This window comes from Serratia sp. NFX21 (assembly GCF_048517035.1).
GTDB lineage: Bacteria > Pseudomonadota > Gammaproteobacteria > Enterobacterales > Enterobacteriaceae > Serratia > Serratia quinivorans.
Genome location: NZ_CP183196.1, coordinates 1,048,809 through 1,064,822 on the forward strand (window position 1 = coordinate 1,048,809; position 16,014 = coordinate 1,064,822).

Annotated in this window: 15 protein-coding genes; 7 read left to right on the forward strand and 8 right to left on the reverse strand. The window is 57.9% G+C overall.

What is annotated here, in order from left to right; genetic code table 11:
• The first annotated feature begins 7 nt into the window (after nucleotides 1–7).
• Together ACNT1W_RS04880 and ACNT1W_RS04885 are read left to right on the forward strand one after the other, a co-directional pair.
• Entirely contained in the window at nucleotides 8–658 is a 651-nt protein-coding gene (locus tag ACNT1W_RS04880) for a MotA/TolQ/ExbB proton channel family protein (protein WP_017891505.1), read from the forward strand.
• Nucleotides 651–1,901 (forward strand): phospholipase D-like domain-containing protein, encoded by a 1,251-nt coding sequence (locus tag ACNT1W_RS04885; protein WP_419246473.1) that lies wholly within the window; start codon nucleotides 651–653, stop codon nucleotides 1,899–1,901. Before ACNT1W_RS04880 ends, ACNT1W_RS04885 begins: the two co-directional genes overlap by 8 nt.
• A 34-nt stretch (nucleotides 1,902–1,935) precedes the next feature.
• Here the strand turns inward: ACNT1W_RS04885 and ACNT1W_RS04890 are convergent, their stop codons facing one another.
• The 3 genes from ACNT1W_RS04890 to ACNT1W_RS04900 form a co-directional block, all read right to left on the reverse strand.
• Nucleotides 1,936–3,045, reverse strand: a complete 1,110-nt coding sequence (locus ACNT1W_RS04890; protein WP_368453984.1) for a P1 family peptidase — start codon at nucleotides 3,043–3,045, stop codon at nucleotides 1,936–1,938.
• 116 nt (nucleotides 3,046–3,161) lie between these two features.
• On the reverse strand, nucleotides 3,162–4,670 hold the full coding sequence (locus ACNT1W_RS04895) for a CoA-acylating methylmalonate-semialdehyde dehydrogenase (RefSeq protein ID WP_419246474.1): 1,509 nt from the start codon (nucleotides 4,668–4,670) through the stop codon (nucleotides 3,162–3,164).
• Between the two features lie 15 nt (nucleotides 4,671–4,685).
• Complete coding sequence (locus tag ACNT1W_RS04900) at nucleotides 4,686–6,026, reverse strand: aspartate aminotransferase family protein (RefSeq protein ID WP_419246475.1); 1,341 nt, start codon at nucleotides 6,024–6,026, stop codon at nucleotides 4,686–4,688.
• Between the two features lie 130 nt (nucleotides 6,027–6,156).
• Between ACNT1W_RS04900 and ACNT1W_RS04905 the strand changes: the two genes are divergently transcribed.
• Together ACNT1W_RS04905 and ACNT1W_RS04910 are read left to right on the forward strand one after the other, a co-directional pair.
• Nucleotides 6,157–7,086 carry a LysR family transcriptional regulator gene (locus tag ACNT1W_RS04905; RefSeq protein ID WP_115183340.1) on the forward strand — a complete coding sequence of 310 codons (930 nt, stop codon included), beginning with the start codon at nucleotides 6,157–6,159 and terminating at the stop codon, nucleotides 7,084–7,086.
• Between the two features lie 113 nt (nucleotides 7,087–7,199).
• A complete protein-coding gene (locus ACNT1W_RS04910) occupies nucleotides 7,200–7,769 on the forward strand; it encodes a GNAT family N-acetyltransferase (protein ID WP_419246476.1) in 570 nt (189 codons plus the stop codon).
• 284 nt (nucleotides 7,770–8,053) lie between these two features.
• Here ACNT1W_RS04910 and ACNT1W_RS04915 read toward each other — a convergent pair whose 3' ends face one another.
• Nucleotides 8,054–9,181: an iron-containing alcohol dehydrogenase gene (locus ACNT1W_RS04915; RefSeq protein ID WP_419246477.1), complete on the reverse strand. Its 1,128-nt coding sequence runs from the start codon at nucleotides 9,179–9,181 to the stop codon at nucleotides 8,054–8,056.
• Nucleotides 9,182–9,447: 266 nt separating this feature from the next.
• On the opposite strand from ACNT1W_RS04915, the gene ACNT1W_RS04920 reads away from it, so the two are divergent.
• The 3 genes from ACNT1W_RS04920 to ACNT1W_RS04930 all read left to right on the forward strand — a co-directional run bounded on the left by ACNT1W_RS04920 (nucleotide 9,448) and on the right by ACNT1W_RS04930 (nucleotide 11,994).
• Complete coding sequence (locus tag ACNT1W_RS04920; protein WP_261138737.1) at nucleotides 9,448–10,206, forward strand: helix-turn-helix transcriptional regulator; 759 nt, start codon at nucleotides 9,448–9,450, stop codon at nucleotides 10,204–10,206.
• A 99-nt stretch (nucleotides 10,207–10,305) separates the two neighbouring features.
• Nucleotides 10,306–11,607, forward strand: coding sequence for an NAD(P)/FAD-dependent oxidoreductase (locus tag ACNT1W_RS04925; RefSeq protein WP_041418871.1), 1,302 nt, complete (start codon nucleotides 10,306–10,308; stop codon nucleotides 11,605–11,607).
• Nucleotides 11,608–11,628: 21 nt separating this feature from the next.
• A complete protein-coding gene (locus tag ACNT1W_RS04930; protein WP_012005067.1) occupies nucleotides 11,629–11,994 on the forward strand; it encodes a cupin domain-containing protein in 366 nt (121 codons plus the stop codon).
• A 37-nt stretch (nucleotides 11,995–12,031) separates the two neighbouring features.
• Here ACNT1W_RS04930 and ACNT1W_RS04935 read toward each other — a convergent pair whose 3' ends face one another.
• From ACNT1W_RS04935 to ACNT1W_RS04950, 4 genes are all read right to left on the reverse strand, one after another.
• Nucleotides 12,032–12,838 carry an alpha/beta hydrolase gene (locus tag ACNT1W_RS04935; protein ID WP_261132084.1) on the reverse strand — a complete coding sequence of 269 codons (807 nt, stop codon included), beginning with the start codon at nucleotides 12,836–12,838 and terminating at the stop codon, nucleotides 12,032–12,034.
• An 89-nt stretch (nucleotides 12,839–12,927) separates the two neighbouring features.
• Nucleotides 12,928–14,040, reverse strand: coding sequence for a class II histone deacetylase (locus ACNT1W_RS04940; RefSeq protein ID WP_419246478.1), 1,113 nt, complete (start codon nucleotides 14,038–14,040; stop codon nucleotides 12,928–12,930).
• A 13-nt stretch (nucleotides 14,041–14,053) separates the two neighbouring features.
• On the reverse strand, nucleotides 14,054–15,226 hold the full coding sequence (locus ACNT1W_RS04945) for an MFS transporter (RefSeq protein WP_261138759.1): 1,173 nt from the start codon (nucleotides 15,224–15,226) through the stop codon (nucleotides 14,054–14,056).
• Nucleotides 15,227–15,366: 140 nt separating this feature from the next.
• On the reverse strand, nucleotides 15,367–16,014 hold the full coding sequence (locus ACNT1W_RS04950; protein WP_012005071.1) for a LuxR C-terminal-related transcriptional regulator: 648 nt from the start codon (nucleotides 16,012–16,014) through the stop codon (nucleotides 15,367–15,369).

A 16,014-nucleotide genomic window follows, 5' to 3' on the forward strand; every position in this document is an offset into this window, starting at 1 on the left:
CTGAATGATGAATGCCAATTTAATGCACGACATTATTTTCTACGTGATGTACGCCGCACTGGCGATTGCGCTGGTGATCATTATCGAACGCGCGCTGTATTTCGCCTACACCCAGCGCCAGGCACGCCGACTGGAGCAGGCATTAACGCTGGACGTTCGCCGCACCGCCGATCTGCCGGATGAGCTGACCCAGCGCAACAGCCTGCCGTTGGCGGTAATTTCACCGGTGCTGGAGCAAAAGCACCGTGCCGGCGACCGCGAAGCGATCGGGGATTTGATCGACGCCCAGTACCTGCTGAGTAAACCGCTGATGGCGCGTGGCCTGTGGCTGCTGGAAACCATCGTGACCGCCGCACCGCTGTTGGGGCTGCTGGGGACGGTGATGGGGATTATCGAAACCTTTAAGGCGCTGGCGGCCTCCGGGGTCTCCGAGCCGAGCCTGGTTTCTGCCGGGATGGGTACTGCGTTGTACGCCACCGGGCTGGGGATCGCCATCGCGTTGTTGTGCCTGGTGGGCAACAACTATCTGCAAAGCCGCATGGAACGCATTAACGAGCTGCTCAAAGTGCTGCTGATCCGCGCCGGTGCGCCAGCCAGCCGCCCGGAAAACGGCAACCGCGAGCAATGGGTTGACAGTGAGGCACCGCGCTATGCCTAATGGCCGTCAACCACGGCGGCCGCTGGGCCGCCTTTACACTGCGTTATGGGGTAGCTGCCTGTTGATGTTGAGCCAGAGTGCGACAGCGCGTTTTGATATTCCCGGCTACGAGCTGGTGTATACCGCGCCGGTGGAAACCGCGTTGCAGGCGGATGACCTGCGTAACACCGCGCAAGTGTGGCAGCAGATGTTCGATGCGGCGAAAACCCGCATCGATCTGGGCCAATTCTACGTGGCGAACCAACAGGGTTCACTGCTGGATGGTGTGCTGCAACACCTGAAAGCGGCGGGCGAACGCGGAGTGAAGATCCGTTTTCTGATGGAAGAGAAGGGCATCCGCATCTCTACCCCTGAGACACTGGAACAGCTTAAGGCGATCCCTAACCTGGAACTGCGCATTATTCCTTATCAGCGGCTTAGCGGCGGTATTTTGCATGCCAAATACCTGCTGGTGGACGGTGAGCAGGCGTTTGTCGGCAGCCAGAACTTCGACTGGCGTGCGCTGGCGCATATCCATGAAACCGGGCTGCGCATCAGCGATGCCGGGGTGGTCGGGCAGATCCAGGCGATCTTCGAGCAGGATTGGCAAGCTCAGGCTTTGCTGGCGGCGGGTAAGCCGGTGCCGCAACGGCCTTACCAGCCAAAGGCCGAAACGCCGCAGGGTAACTATCTGGTCGCCAGTCCGCGTGCCTACAATCCGGCCGGGGTGATTGACTCGCAGGTGGAGTTGCCGCGTCTGCTGGCTACGGCCAAACAGCGAGTACGGGTGCAGGTGATGGATTACGCGCCATTGTCTTTTGGCCCAGACCACACCCGGCCTTACTACGCGACGATCGACAATGCCCTGCGCAGCGCTGCCGCCCGCGGCGTGCAGGTTGAGCTGATGGTCGCCAACTGGAACACCAAAAAACCGGATATCGCCTGGCTGAAAAGTCTGGCGGTGGTGCCGAACGTGCAGGTGAGAATTGTCACTATTCCCCCGGCCAGCAGCGGCTTTATCCCGTTCGCCCGGGTGATCCACAGCAAAATCATGACCATTGACGGCGAAACGGCGTGGATCGGCACCAGCAACTGGACCGGCGGTTATCTGGATAACTCGCGCAATCTGGAGTTGGTGCTGCACAACCCGGCGATGAGCCAGCGGGTGGATAAGCTCTACAGCCAGCTATGGGACAGCGTTTACGCCGAACCGATCAAGCTCGATTATGACTACCCGGCCCCCAAGCCGGGTGGTGAGTCCTGACTGATACAGGGCGCGGCATGCCGCGCCTCTACTCTTATGCTCGCCAGCCGGCTTGTTCCAGCGCGGTCAGCAACTGCCCGGCACTTAGTCCTTCCGCCCGTTGGCCGTTACCGGAAATAGTATTGGCCGCCAGCAGGGCATTGATAATTGCCTCCTCCACCGCTTCGGCCGCCGCCGCAAAAAGTTCGGAGATGTAATCGTTATTCACCATACGTAGTGCCGTGGTGAAGGCCCCTTTGTCGGCGTAGTCGGCTGGCGGCAGCCCGTCGTTGCCGGTGGCGAAGGCGATAAAAATATCACCGCTCGAATCTTCGGTACCGCCGCCGGTGCGCGCAATGCCGATGCTGGCGCGTTGGGCCAAACGCGTACATTGGTGTGGCAACAGCGGGGCGTCGGTGGCCAGCGTGACGACAATTGACCCCATGCCCGGATGTGGCAGTTGTGGGGTGAATGGCGAGTGAATATGTCCCAGATGGCGACCTACCGGATAGCCGCCAACCAGCAGCGATGCACGTTTGCCGTGGTTGGCCTGCACGATGGCCCCGACCGTCCAACCGCCACGGTCTGCAGGCAGACGACGGGATGCGGTGCCGATACCCCCCTTAAACTCATGGCAGATCATACCGCTGCCGCCGCCGACCGCACCTTCCTGTGGCAAACCGTTATGTGCTGCCTGCAGCGCCTGCCGTACATGCTCGGGCTTGACGTGAAAGCCGTTGATGTCGTTGAGCAGGCCGTCGAAGGTTTCCATCACCACCGGCATATTCCAGTACACCGCCTTATCGTCGGCGGGGAGCGTTTCGCGCTCCAGCGCGATCAGGCTGTCGCGCACCACGCCGACGCTGTGGGTGTTGGTAAAGGCAATGGGGCTGGTGAGCAGGCCGGCTTCACGGATCCACTCCAACCCGGTGGCGTCGCCGTTGCCGTTGAGTACGTGCACCCCGGCAAAGCAGGGGGATTGCCGGGCCTGACCGGCCCGTGGCTCGATCACCGTGACGCCGGTGTGTACGCTGCGGCCGTCGGCCAGATCGGCGTGGATGCTGGCGTGGCCGACGCGGACGCCGGGCACGTCGGTGATGGCGTTCAGCGGGCCGGCAACGCCGTGGCCGATTTTAATGCCCAAATCCTGAGCGCGCTGCGACATGGTTATTCTCCTTCAATTGAGGGTTCAACCAGCGGGACGGCCTGCCGGTTGCGCATGTAGCCCAGCACCACGTCGAGGACGCTGAGATTGCCTTTGAATTTATGTTCTGTCATGGCTTAACCCTGCCCTGATGGGAAACTGAAGCTGGCATATTGGGCATCGCTGGATGATGGCCAGCGCTGGGTGATGGTTTTGCGTTTGGTGTAAAAGCGCACCGCATCCGGGCCGTAGGCGTGCAGGTCACCGAACAGCGAGCGTTTCCAGCCGCCAAAGGAGTGGTAGGCCACCGGGACCGGCAGGGCGACGTTGATCCCCACCATGCCGACCTGTATATGGCTGGAGAAGTAGCGTGCCGCCTCGCCGTCGCGGGTGAACAGGCAGGTGCCGTTGCCGTATTCATGGGCATCAATCAGCGCCATCGCTTCTTTCAGCGAGCCGACTCGTACCAGGCCCAGCACCGGGCCGAAGATCTCTTCCTGATAAATCCGCATGCCGGGCCGCACATGGTCAAACAGCGTCGGGCCGAGGAAATACCCCTGACTGAGTTGTCCACTGTCGTCCCGTACCTGCAGCTCGCGGCCGTCGACCACCAGGCTGGCTCCTTCTTCGACGCCCTGATCGATGTAGCTTTTCACCTTCTGATAATGCTGGTGGGTGACCAGCGGCCCCATATCGTTGCGGTTGTAGCTACCGGCACCAATCCGCATGTTGGTCATTTGCTGCCGTAGCCCGGCGATCAGCGCGTCGGCGGTGTCATCCCCTACCGCCACTACCAGCGGGATCGCCATACAACGCTGCCCGCAGGAACCGAAGGCCGCCCCCATCAGCGCGCTGACGCTGCCGGCGATATCGGCGTCCGGCAGCACTACCGCGTGATTTTTCGCCCCACCAAGCGCCTGCACCCGTTTGTTTTGGCCGCAACCGGTGTGATAAATATGCTCTGCTACCGGTGTCGATCCGACAAAACTCACCGCTTTAACGCGTGGGTCGTGCAGCAGGGTTTCTACCGCCTCGCGGTCGCCATTGACCAGATTCAGCACTCCGGGCGGTAGCCCGGCCTCTGACGCCAGTTGGGCGATATACAGCGTGGAGGAGGGCACACGTTCTGAGGGTTTCAGCACAAAAGTGTTGCCGCAAACCACTGCCATCGGCCACATCCACAGCGGCACCATTGCCGGGAAGTTAAACGGCGTGATGCCTGCCACCACCCCCAGCGGCTGGAATTCGCTCCAGCTGTCGATACCCGGCCCGGCATCCTTGCTGTGCTCGCCTTTGAGCAACTCAGGCGCATAGCTGGCGTACTCAATATTTTCGATGCCGCGTTGCAGTTCGCCCATGGCGTCGCTGAGTACCTTGCCGTGCTCGGCGGTAATCAACTGACAGATGTGGTCGGCGTGCTGCTCCAGCAATGTTTTCAGGCGGATCATAATTCTGGCCCGCTTTAGCGGCGGGGTATCGCGCCAGGCCGGGTAGGCCTGCTCGGCAGCATCGATGGCGCTTGCTACCGTGGCCCGGTCGGCCAGCAACACTTCCTGTTGGGACTGCCCGGTCGCCGGATCGAATACCGGCTGGCTGCGGCTGCCGCCGGTGGCGGACTGGCCGTTGATCCAATGTGCAATAGGCATGGCATTCGCTCCTGATTATTTGGTTGCGTTGATGGCGTCGCCCAGGGCGTTGATCAACGAATCGATCTGCGCCTCGCTGCTGATAAACGGCGGGGCCAGCTGCAGGGTGTCGCCGCCGTAGCGAACATAAAAGCCTTTTTCCCAGCAGCGCATCGCCACCTCATACGGCCTGCGTGCCGCTTCCCCCGGTCGCGCCGCCAGCGTGATGCCGGCTGCCAGACCAAAGTTGCGAATGTCGGTGACGTGACGGCAACCCTGTAAACCGTGCACCGCCTGCTCGAAATAGGGTGCCAGTGCCTGCACCCGTTCAATCATCTGCTCGCGTTCAATGATATCCAGCGTCGCCAGCCCTACCGCACAGCTGACCGGGTGGGCGGAATAGGTGTAGCCGTGCGGGAACTCAAGCAAATACTCGGGTTCATCGGTGGTCATAAAGGCCTGATAAATCTCTGGCCGAACTACCACCGCGCCCATCGGCTGGGCGCCGTTGGTCACCTGTTTGGCGATATTCATGATGTCCGGCGTGACGCCAAAGGCTTCGGCCCCGGTCAGGGCACCGCAGCGACCGAAGGCGGTGATCACTTCGTCAAAAATCAGCAGGATATTGTGTTGAGTGCAGATCTCGCGGATGCGTTGCAGATAACCGACCGGTGGCACAATCACCCCGGCGGAACCGGAGAACGGCTCAATAATCACCGCGGCGATGGTTGAGGCGTCACGTAGCGTAATGATGCGGTTCAGCTCTTCCGCCAGTTCTGCGCCCTGTTCGGGCATACCGCGTGAAAAGGCGTTACCTGCCAGCAGGGTATGCGGCAGGTGATCCGCTTCGGCGCTGGCGCCAAAGGCTTTACGGTTGCCGGCGATGCCACCCACCGCAATACCACCGAAGTTAACGCCGTGGTAACCCTTTTCGCGGCCGATAAAACAGGTTTTGCCTGCCTGCCCCTTGGCCCGCCAGTAGGCACGGGCCATTTTTAACGAGGTGTCTGCGGCTTCGGAGCCGGAGCCGGTGAAAAACACATAGTCCAGCCCGGCAGGCGTCATGGCCTTAATCTTGTTGGCCAGTTCGAAAGATAATGCATGGCCAAACTGAAACGCCGGAGAATAATCCAGCCGAGAGAGTTGTCGGTAGGCCGCCTCGGCAATTTCCTGACGGCCGTGACCTAATCCGCAGCACCATAACCCGGATAAACCGTCAAAAATTTTGCGGCCGTCCTGGCTGGTATAATAAACGCCTTCAGCATGGCTTATCATTCGCGGGTTGGCTTTAAAATTACGGTTACCGGTAAAGGGCATCCAATGGGCTTCTAACCATTCAGGTTCGGGTTTATTTTCAGGGTGATTTAAATCAGCCATTTTTCCCTCCGGGCGGGAGAATAGGTAGGGTTAATAATCTGACGTGTTAATGAATTGTTGCTTCAAATTGACTATGTTCCGCTTCTTCACTAATGTGAATAATCAAATATCGAAACTTACTTAAGGTTTTATGCAAGTAAAAAAGCGTGCGATTTTAGGGCAGTTGTCGGATATGGATCTGCGCTTGCTGCGGGTGTTTAAGGTGGTGGTCGACTGTGGTGGCATGAGCGCCGCCGAACTGGAGCTGAATATCAGCCTGTCGACCATCAGCAAGCATATCAAGGATCTGGAGCAACGGCTGGGGCTGACGCTGTGCCACCGCGGGCGCGAGGGGTTTGCGGTCACTGATGAAGGGCTGCTGATTTACCAGGAAACCATTAACCTGCTGGCGGCCACCGAGGCTTTTCGCCGTGGGGTGGATGACGTACACCAGCGCCTGGGTGGGCAACTGCACGTGGCGATATTTGACCATACCGTCAGCAACCCGCAGGCGCATATTGGCCGGGCGATTGCCTTATTTAGCGAGCAGGCGCCGGAAGTGTCTTTGCAAATGTATGTGGAGCCAATAAATACCATTGAGCGTGGCGTTATTGACGGACAATTTCAGATTGGCATTATTCCCATGCACCGCAGTGCGGAAAGTTTATCTTATAGTTCATTATTTAGTGAGAGGATGTTCTTATATTGCGGTGCGCAGCATGAATTATTTTCCGCCGATCATGAAATGCTGAATTGGGATCTGTTGCACCATTATGCCTTTGCCGGATTAGGTTATCACTCGCCGAATATGGAGCTGAGCCTGCAGCAGCATTTGCAGCGCAAGGCTACGGGCTTTGCCCAGGAATCTATCGCCACCTTAATTCTATCCGGCAAGTACGTGGGTTTCCTGCCCGACCACTATGCGGCGTTTTTTGTCGCGCAGAATATGATGCGGGCCATCAAACCGGCGCTGTTTCGTTACCATTGCGAGTATTCCAGCGTGCTGCGGCGTTCACCCAGCCCACAGCGGGTGGTCAAACTGTTCCACGAATGCCTGCTGGCGACCCATGGAACAGCGTGATCAATCATGCGGTAGGGTTTATGCCCTGCCAAAAGCCCACGAAAACCATGGTATAACCTCCTCGCAGGCGATTGAAATACAACCGGTTAACTGAGTGACACAGGGACATGAAAATGAACACGGGAAAAGTAAAGCTCTTCTCTACCGACAGAACCGACGTCTATTGTTTGACGGAATATTTCGTCCCGGCGATGCAGACCTTCTTGCAGAGCAATAAACAGAAATTTGCGCCTTTTGAGCCATTACGCACTGAGGACTATTATTCCCACGCCAGTATCAGCCAGCGCATTACCGCATCCTGGCCCGATTATCAGGATAAGAAATGCCTGCTGTTGGTTTTCTCATTAAAGGACTCCGATGAAATTGCAGGAAGCGTCAATTTTACCAACTTTGTCTACGGAGTCTTTCAGGCGGGCTATCTAGGATTCTCTCTTGACCAACAACATGAAGGACGAGGATTGATGTCTGAAGTGTTGGTGACTGCCCTCGATTATGTCCATCAGCAGTATGGCTTACACCGCATTATGGCCAATCACCTGGCGGATAATCAGCGCAGCAAAAATACGCTGGTGAAACTGGGTTTTGTACAAGAAGGCTTTGCGCGGTCTTATTTGAAAATCAACGGAAAATGGCAGGATCATGTACTGAATTCGTATGTTTTTCCGGTGAGCGAGCAGGAGTAAGAATGTTAAACAGCACCCGTTCTGGGTTTATTTGAAACACGGACTTTTCAGGGGGCGTTGCCTGCTCGAACTGGAAATATACCGCCGTTACCTGTTGCGTAAAGAGGGTATTGCCGAGCAGGCGTTCGGTGCGACTAGCCTTTGAAAGGCAGTTTACTGGTCTTTCTTCTTGCCAAAAATCTTGATCAGCACGCCGACCAGGATGCCGATGGCGATGCCGGTGAAAATCCAACTGACGATACCCATTTCCTATCTCCCGCTATTACTTTGATCGAATTATATAATCATTCGACGTGGAAAGCGCCTTCGATCATCTGCTGCCGCTGCGGCGCGCTGTAGTCGATCAGCGAGTTTTTGCTGTTGGATTTTGCCAGCGTTACCGCCAGTTCGTCGGCGGTGATCGGCAGGTCGTCCTGCCAGAAACTGGCGATGGCGTTGCGGGTAATAAAGTCGATCAGATAGCGCTCAGGGCTGTCCTGTTGGTCGGGGAACAGGCGGGCGGCAAGTTTGGCCATCAGCGCTCGTTGCTGCGGTTGCTCGCTTTGCGCCAGCAGTTCGAGGAACGGCAACAGCAGGCGGCCGCAGACCTGGCCGTGGTGATAATCACGCAAGGCGCCTATCTCGCCGGCAATGCCGTGGATCACCCCCAGCCCGGCGGCGCTCAGCGTCAGCCCGCCAAGGTAGGAGGCCTGCAAAATATGCTCGCGAGCCTGGGCACTGCGGTTGAGTGCCGGCCAGGCGAGCAGGAAATGGCGAATGCCGGTCAGCGACATTTCACGCGTCATGGCGTTGGCGGTTTTGGACAAATAGGCTTCGAACAAATGGGTGAAGGCGTCTATGGCGCAGTAGGCCAGTACCTTGTCCGGCGCGCCTTCCAGCAGTTGCGGATCCAGAATGGCGGTATGTGGCACAAAGTTGTTATGCCGCAGCGAGGCTTTCACCTTGCTCAATTGAGTGTCGGTGATCACCGCATTTTGCGTGACTTCGCTGCCGGTACCGGCGGTAGTCGGAATGGCGATCAGCGGCAGCGTGGCTCCGCTGATTTTGGTATCGCCGATCTTTTCCATATAGCGCAGGGTGGGCAGCGGGTGCTCCACCAGGGCGGCGAACGCCTTGGCGGCATCCAGCACGCTGCCACCGCCGATGGCGACGACTCGCTGGGCTTTTCCGCGCCAGCGTGCCACCCAGGCGTCTATCTCCTGCGGTGAGGCCTCGTGGCTGACGATCTCAGTGCCGATCAGCAGCGGCGTCAGCGCATCGGCCAGAGAAGAGTACACCGCGCCATTGAGGAAGGAACGACAGCTAAACAGCAGCGTCGGCTGCGGTTCAGCGGTCAGTAGCGGGATCAGTTGGCTGATACTGCCGTGGCCGAACCAGGTATGGCGGTTGGCTATTGTCAGGCTGGTAGTCATGGTCTCTCCTTGGCGCGCGAAAACCCCAGCATAATCCAGCCTCTGCGGCTGAACCACTGCTTTTCAGCGCCCGAAAGGCATTCCATTAATATATTAACCCTGCGTCGCTGAGCCAGCCTGCAATAACCGGGCGAAGGTGTGATTTGTTTAACATGTAAACAATTGCGCTGTTGCATTTGGCGCTATTGAGTGTTTTCTATAACAAGCAGGCCACGGCGCAGCCGAAATAAAGTGATTGTTAATTTATTAATGATGGCGAGGCGAAGATGAATATTCAGGTCGAAAGATTATCAGCAGTGATCGATGCGGTAGCGACCCCGCGCTTCTATCCCAGCCTGCTGGCCTGGCTGGAAGGTTTCTTCGCCTTTGATAACGCCATTGTTTACGCCTTCGAACGCGGCCAGGCGCCGCGCTGTCTGATCAAAACCGAGAAAGAAAACAGTGACGCGGTCAATCAACTCTACCAGCAGGGCGCTTACCTGCAGGATCCGTTTTATCAGGCGCTGAACGGCGGGGGATGCGGCGAGGTATTGACCCTGCGCCAACTGGCCCCCTGTGGGTTTTATCATACGGATTATTACCGTAATTTTTATCGCAAGACCGGCTGGCATGACGAAGCCGGTGTGCTGCTGCCGCTGACGGCGGAGCGCGGGTTGGGGGTGTTTTTTGGTTCGGCGCGCCAGTCGGTGGGAGTACGTTCCCCGCAACTGGCGGACCTGCGTGATGCATTGACGCTGTTGAAAAGCGTCGCTCGCCTGCATGGCGAAGTGCGGGTTGCGCCTGCCACGTCAGATCGGGTAACGGACAGTGCCGTACAGGCACGTTATCTGCTGACGCCACGCGAGCGCGAGATTGTGGATCTGATCCTCGACGGCTGCGGCTCGCAGCAGATCGCCGACCGGCTGTTTATCAGCCTGGGCACGGTAAAAAACCACCGCAAAAACATCTACAGCAAGCTGGATATTGGTTCGCAGGCCGAACTGTTCAGCCTGCTGCTGGCCACGCCGCTGCGTCGCAGCGCCTGAGTGTTAATTATTTGTTGCGAATGTCCCTAAGGGGACATGGTGGCCGCCCGGCCGCTTGCCGATAATCCGATGACAGAGCAGGGCATCGGGAGTGCGGCAGTGAATAATAATATCGAATCCTTAACCTATTACGCGGCAACCAAAAAGTACGATCTGCGCTTCCCGACGCTGGAAGAAGATCTGGACGTTGACGTGGTGATCATCGGCGGTGGCTTCTCCGGCATCAACACTGCGCTGGAGCTGGCGGAACGGGGCATCACCAATATCGCTATTCTGGAAGGCCGCCATTTGGGCTACGGCGGCACCGGACGCAACGGCGGGCAGGTGATGGCCGGCATCGGCCACGATCTGGAGAAGATCAAACGTCACGTCGGCCCGGCCGGGTTGGAAACCATCTTCAAAATCAGCAATCTCGGCGCCGGGATCATTCGCGAACGCATCAAAAAATACCAAATCGATGCTGATTTTTGCTTTGGCTACGGCTACCTCGGCAGCAATGCGCGTCAGGAGAAAACCCTGCGCAGTTGGCTGAAGGAGTTTAAGGCGGTCTCGCCGGATGAAGAGATCGAGCTCTATACCGGTGCCGAGGTGAAGCAGGTGGTGGGATCGGACGCTTACACCTGCGCATTGAAACACATGGGCGGCGGCCACGTGCATTCGCTCAATCTGTTACTGGGCGAGGCCCAGGCGTTGAGTGGCTACGGCGTGAAGATCTTCGAAAACAGCAGTGTGATTGACGTGGAGTATGGCCAGCGCATAAAAGTGCGTACCGCCATGGGGTCAGTGCGCGCCAACAAAATGCTGTGGGCATGCAACGGTTTTCTCAACGGCATGGAGCCGTTCATCTACAACAAAACCATTAATACCTATGCTTTCCAACTGGCGACCGAACCGCTGTCTGATGAGCTGATCCGCCAGATCAGCCCGATCCGCGGTGCCTACAGCGATATCCGCCCGGTGATTGATTATTACCGGGTGACCAACGAAAACCGCCTGCTGTTCGGTAGCGCTACCCGATTGATCGAATACATTCCGGCGGATCTCAAAGCCTGGAACCGCAACCTGATGCTGAAGGTGTTCCCCTATTTGCACGACGTCAAAATTGACCTGGCCTGGGGCGGGCCGCTGTGCTGCAGCGCCAACCTGTTCCCACAGATCGGTACCTTGCCGCAGCATGACAACGTGTTCTACGTGCAGGGTTATTCCGGCTTTGGCGTGACCCCGAGCCATATCGTTTGCAAGGTGTTGGCGGAGGGCATGAGTGAAGGATCCGATCGTTACGATCTGATGAGCTCGATCCCACACGTCAATATCTTCGGCAAGGACAAACTACGGCGGGTGATGACTACCGCCGGCAAGGTGTGGCACCAGACTTCCGGCTACTGGAAAGGCCGCCGTTAATTGTTACCTGAGGAGAGAGAAATGAAACCATTACTGCTTAAACAACCGCTGCCTGAACTGCTGGAAATTGGCAGCGTCAGCAACCTGGGCGCCACCGTGATCGCCGGTGAGCCGAACGTCGGCGTGGCGGGCATTTTTGGGGAGCCGACCGACAACCTGAGCTGCGGTATCTTTAGCTGCACCCGTGGCACCTTCGTGATGGAGTATCCGTTTGCCGAGCATGCCACGGTGTGGGAAGGCACCGCGACCCTGACCGATGAGAACACCGGTCAATCCGTGCAGTATCAGGCCGGTGACTCGTGGTTTGTCGAGAAGGGAACCCCGGTGCGCTGGGAGATCACCTCCGATCGCTTTGTGAAACACTATCTGGCGATTGTCGAAGGCTAATCTCGAACTTTCCCCTCTTCGTTGGAGAGGGGATCCGCTACCCCAGCACCCGCTCAATAAAATCGCCGATCCGCCTTAATATCTGATCCTTGTTGGTCTCGTTAAAGCTTTCATGCCGCCCGCCCGGGTTGATCATGACTTCAAAATCGTTGCCCTTCAGCAGGTTGATGGCGGTTTGCGATTGCGCCATTAGCACCAGGCGGTCGTCATCGCCGTGTATCCACAGCGTGGGCAGTGTGCCGAAGCCCGGCCCGGCGTTGATTTTAGCCAGCATTTGTTGCATGGCGTGCAACGTCGGGCGTTTGAATGGCCCATGCCATACCAGCGGATCGGCCTGATAAGCCTCTCCCACCGCCGGGTCACGCGACAGGGTGGCAGTATCGAGCGGTTCGTCGGGGATCTTCGGCAATTCAAGCAGATCGGAGATCTGGGTTCTTTCGCCGATCAACGGGCCGGACAGCACCAGCGCACGCAGGTTATCGCCATAACGCTGAACGTAACGGGTGGCAATCATGCCGCCCATGGAATGGCCGATGACCACCAGCGGCAGATCAGGGTGCAAAGCCTTAAAATGCTCAACTACGCGGTGAACGTCGTCGACTACAGCATCATAATCCTCAATCAATACGCGTTCGCCCTGCGACAACCCATGGCCAAGGTGGTCGGGGCCGAATACCCGTGCGCCCTGCGCCTCTAACGTGCGCGCCACGTACTGATAGCGGCCAAGATGTTCGCCGTACCCGTGTACCAATAGCGCCAGAAAGCGCGGCTGATCATGGCCCCAGTCATGCACGGCGATATCGCCCTGGCTGCCTTTGATAAAGCTTATTTTTTGTTCAGACATATTATTGTTCTCAACGGTAGGGTCATATTCAGCGTAGCGGCAAAGCCAGAATTGCCAAGGGGCACAACGTGCTGTGCCCCGAAGAGACATTACAGTTTGAACTGCTGCGCCAGCCGGTCGATAGCCTGACGCTGGAACTGATTAAAGGCGTCGCGTGGCTGCTGTTGCTGGATAAAGGCCAGCAGCGGATCCTGCACTTCGGTGCGGATGCCGCTGAGCTGTTCCATCACCGCCAGGCCACAGAACGGCACGTAGGATTCGGCGTAACCCCCTTCGTGTACCATCACCAGTTTGCCGTTGCACAGACGATCGGCGGCGTCCTGCACCAAAGCCGTCATGTTGCGGAAACTGTCACTGTGCAACTGCATGCGAGCCAGCGGATCGAGCGCGTTGGCATCGTAGCCGCAGGCGACAATGATCAGCTCCGGCTGGAATTGCTCCAGCGCCGGGATGACGATTTGGCGCATGGCGTACAGATAACCGTCGTCACCGGACCCGGCCAGCAGCGGAATATTGACGTTATAGCCTTCGCCCGCACCGGCACCACGGTCTTGTTCACCGGAGTACCCGGCGGGGAAGCAGCCGTCCTGATGCAGCGACAGCGTCAACACGTCATCCCGCTGCCAGTAGATATGCTGGGTACCATTGCCGTGATGTACGTCCCAGTCGAGCACTGCGACTTTGCCCAGACCGTATTTGGCCTTGGCACGTTCGATGGCGATCGGAATATTGGCCAAAAAGCAAAAACCCATCGACTGGTCCGGCAGGCAGTGGTGGCCGGGTGGACGCGACAGCGCATAGGCGTTTTCCAGCTCTCCCTGCAGTACCGCCTCGACGGCGGCGCAGGCCAGCCCGGCGGACAGTTTGGCGATTTCATAACTGCCCGGCCCCAGCGGAGCTTCCTCTCCCAGCATGCCGCCGCCGTTGTCGCTTAACTGTTTGAAACGTTGCAGATAGTTGGCGGGGTGAATGCGCAGCAGGTCTTCATCGGTCGCCAGCTCGGCGCTCAGCAGTGAGAGCTGGCGCGACAGGCCGGACACATCCATCAGGTTCTTCATCCGCCGTTTGGTCTCCGGCGACTCGGCATGGCCGGCCCCCGAAGGCGGTTGCACCCAGCCGCCGACCGGTAGCGTAGTGGCGTGCAGGCCGGTGCTATGCCAGAAGCAGCGTTCATCAAACAAGAAACCGGTTTTTCTTTTCACCTTATTACTCCTGTTAAACGGCGCGGCGTGCGCGCGGTGAAGCCAACAAAATCAACAGCAACGACAGCAGCGAGCAGCCCAGCGCCCCGGCCAGCAGTGCGTCAAAACCGCCGAAAGATTCAATCAGATAACCGGCCAGCGTCGGGCCAATCGCCATACCACCGCCAATCACCAGATTGATGTTGTTCATCAACTTGCCGTTGTTATCCAGCCCGGCGACGCGGGCCAGAATAAACGGCAGTACAAAGGTCCAGGTGAACTTGAACAACACGGCGGCCACCGCAAAGCGCAACAGCAGTGGCTCACGAGTCAGCAGCGCGATACCGGCGATTAACAAGCCATAGCTCAGCCAAATCAGTCGATTACCCGCGTGCCGCCCTCGGATTAACGCCGCCCCCCCGGCACCGGCGATGCCGAACAGCGTGGCCGCGGCCAGTATCTGTCCGCTATTGACCGGCGAAAGACCGGCGGCAGCAGCGATGCTGCCGATAAAGGTCCAGACCGCGCTTAGGCTGATGTAAAAAGTCAGTACCGCCAGCACGGCGAAGAGTTTACGAAACCAGGGGATTGCGGCGCGATGGGCGGCGGAGTGCACCGGGTGAAACCCTGTGGGGAAGGCAGCGATCAGGGGCAGGCAGCACAGCATGATAGCCGCCAGGATTAGATAAACCGCCATCAGGCCAAAATGGGCAAATAACGCTGGCAGCACCAGCAGCCCGATCGTCCCCAGCACCAGTTGGCCCAGCACCCACAGGGCATAGACCCGGCTGGGGTTGGCGGTGCCGGCGGCGCAGGTGATGCACAGGATCATCAGGGTGCCGCCTGCCAGCGAAGCGACAAAGCGCAACCCCAGCAGCAGGCCGAAATCGTTGACCCACGCCGAGGCCAGGTTACCGGCGATAAACACCCCTGCCGCCAGCGCTGCCACCCGACGCCAGTTAACGCGGCCAATCCACCACCAGGCGGGTAGCGTGGCCAGGCTCATCGCCCCCAGTTCGGTCGAAAACAGGTGGCCGACTTGCGCCGGGGTCAGTTGCCACTGGCTGGCCAGTTGTGCCGCTACCGCCGGTGCGGTCATCAGAATGCCCGGCGCAATGGCGGCAAAGATAATAATGGCGGTCAACAGCCGCGGCGGGCAGGGGAGAGCCGCCCCGGCTGCGGGTACGGAAACAGAATCACTGGACATAAAAATTATCTCCACCGGGTAAGTCTGGGTCAGATATATCCGCGGTACCCTGTTTTGGGCAGGCGGAAACCGCGCCATTAATGGCGAATAATTAACGCGTTTTATTTATCGGTCATAAGCCATTGCTATGGCTTAATTTATTAACCGTGAGCAATAAAGCTGCTGGCGACCAATTCGGTGCGATTGACCACTTCGGTTTTGGCAAAAATATTACGCATATGGGTTTTTACCGTGGACAGGGAAATACCCAATTTCAGCGCTATGCGTTTATTACTGGCCCCTTCGCGCACCATATTGACGATCTCTTGTTCCTTGGCGGTCAGCAATTGGGCCTCCCCCTCGGGCAACAGATCGCGGGTCGCCAGTTCAATCAGCGGCATCACCGCGCGCAGACGACCGCGTTCGAGTTCGGTAAACGGCGTATCGCGAATTAAAGACACCCCGGCGACAATGCGCTTGCGCTGGCGGATAAATATCTCTGTCATATCGCGCATATTATTGGGCAGCATAAAGTCATGATAATAATGGCGGTTATTGTTGATCGCCGCCGGGCTCATGCCGACCATATTGATATCCTGCTGGTGGAAGTTGGCCGGTTTAAGCGGATCAATCTGCTGGAAATGATTCAAATACTGCTGATGGGTCTTATCGGAAATGCCATGCAAAATATAATGGTCTGGCCGCAGATCCGAGTTCACCAAATAAAATACCCCGGCGGACACCGGGATCAGGTGCGCAATGGTGTTCAGGCAGCTAGTGATAAAGGCATCGGATGGTGCGGTGTGCAT

Coding starts and splice junctions, on each gene's coding strand:
- ACNT1W_RS04880 (WP_017891505.1), top strand. CDS start 8: ATGAATGCCAATTTAATGCACGACATTATTTTCTACGTGATGTACGCC.
- ACNT1W_RS04885 (WP_419246473.1), top strand. CDS start 651: ATGCCTAATGGCCGTCAACCACGGCGGCCGCTGGGCCGCCTTTACACT.
- ACNT1W_RS04890 (WP_368453984.1), bottom strand. CDS start 3,045: ATGTCGCAGCGCGCTCAGGATTTGGGCATTAAAATCGGCCACGGCGTT.
- ACNT1W_RS04895 (WP_419246474.1), bottom strand. CDS start 4,670: ATGCCTATTGCACATTGGATCAACGGCCAGTCCGCCACCGGCGGCAGC.
- ACNT1W_RS04900 (WP_419246475.1), bottom strand. CDS start 6,026: ATGGCTGATTTAAATCACCCTGAAAATAAACCCGAACCTGAATGGTTA.
- ACNT1W_RS04905 (WP_115183340.1), top strand. CDS start 6,157: ATGCAAGTAAAAAAGCGTGCGATTTTAGGGCAGTTGTCGGATATGGAT.
- ACNT1W_RS04910 (WP_419246476.1), top strand. CDS start 7,200: ATGAACACGGGAAAAGTAAAGCTCTTCTCTACCGACAGAACCGACGTC.
- ACNT1W_RS04915 (WP_419246477.1), bottom strand. CDS start 9,181: ATGACTACCAGCCTGACAATAGCCAACCGCCATACCTGGTTCGGCCAC.
- ACNT1W_RS04920 (WP_261138737.1), top strand. CDS start 9,448: ATGAATATTCAGGTCGAAAGATTATCAGCAGTGATCGATGCGGTAGCG.
- ACNT1W_RS04930 (WP_012005067.1), top strand. CDS start 11,629: ATGAAACCATTACTGCTTAAACAACCGCTGCCTGAACTGCTGGAAATT.
- ACNT1W_RS04935 (WP_261132084.1), bottom strand. CDS start 12,838: ATGTCTGAACAAAAAATAAGCTTTATCAAAGGCAGCCAGGGCGATATC.
- ACNT1W_RS04945 (WP_261138759.1), bottom strand. CDS start 15,226: ATGTCCAGTGATTCTGTTTCCGTACCCGCAGCCGGGGCGGCTCTCCCC.
- ACNT1W_RS04950 (WP_012005071.1), bottom strand. CDS start 16,014: ATGCACACCGCACCATCCGATGCCTTTATCACTAGCTGCCTGAACACC.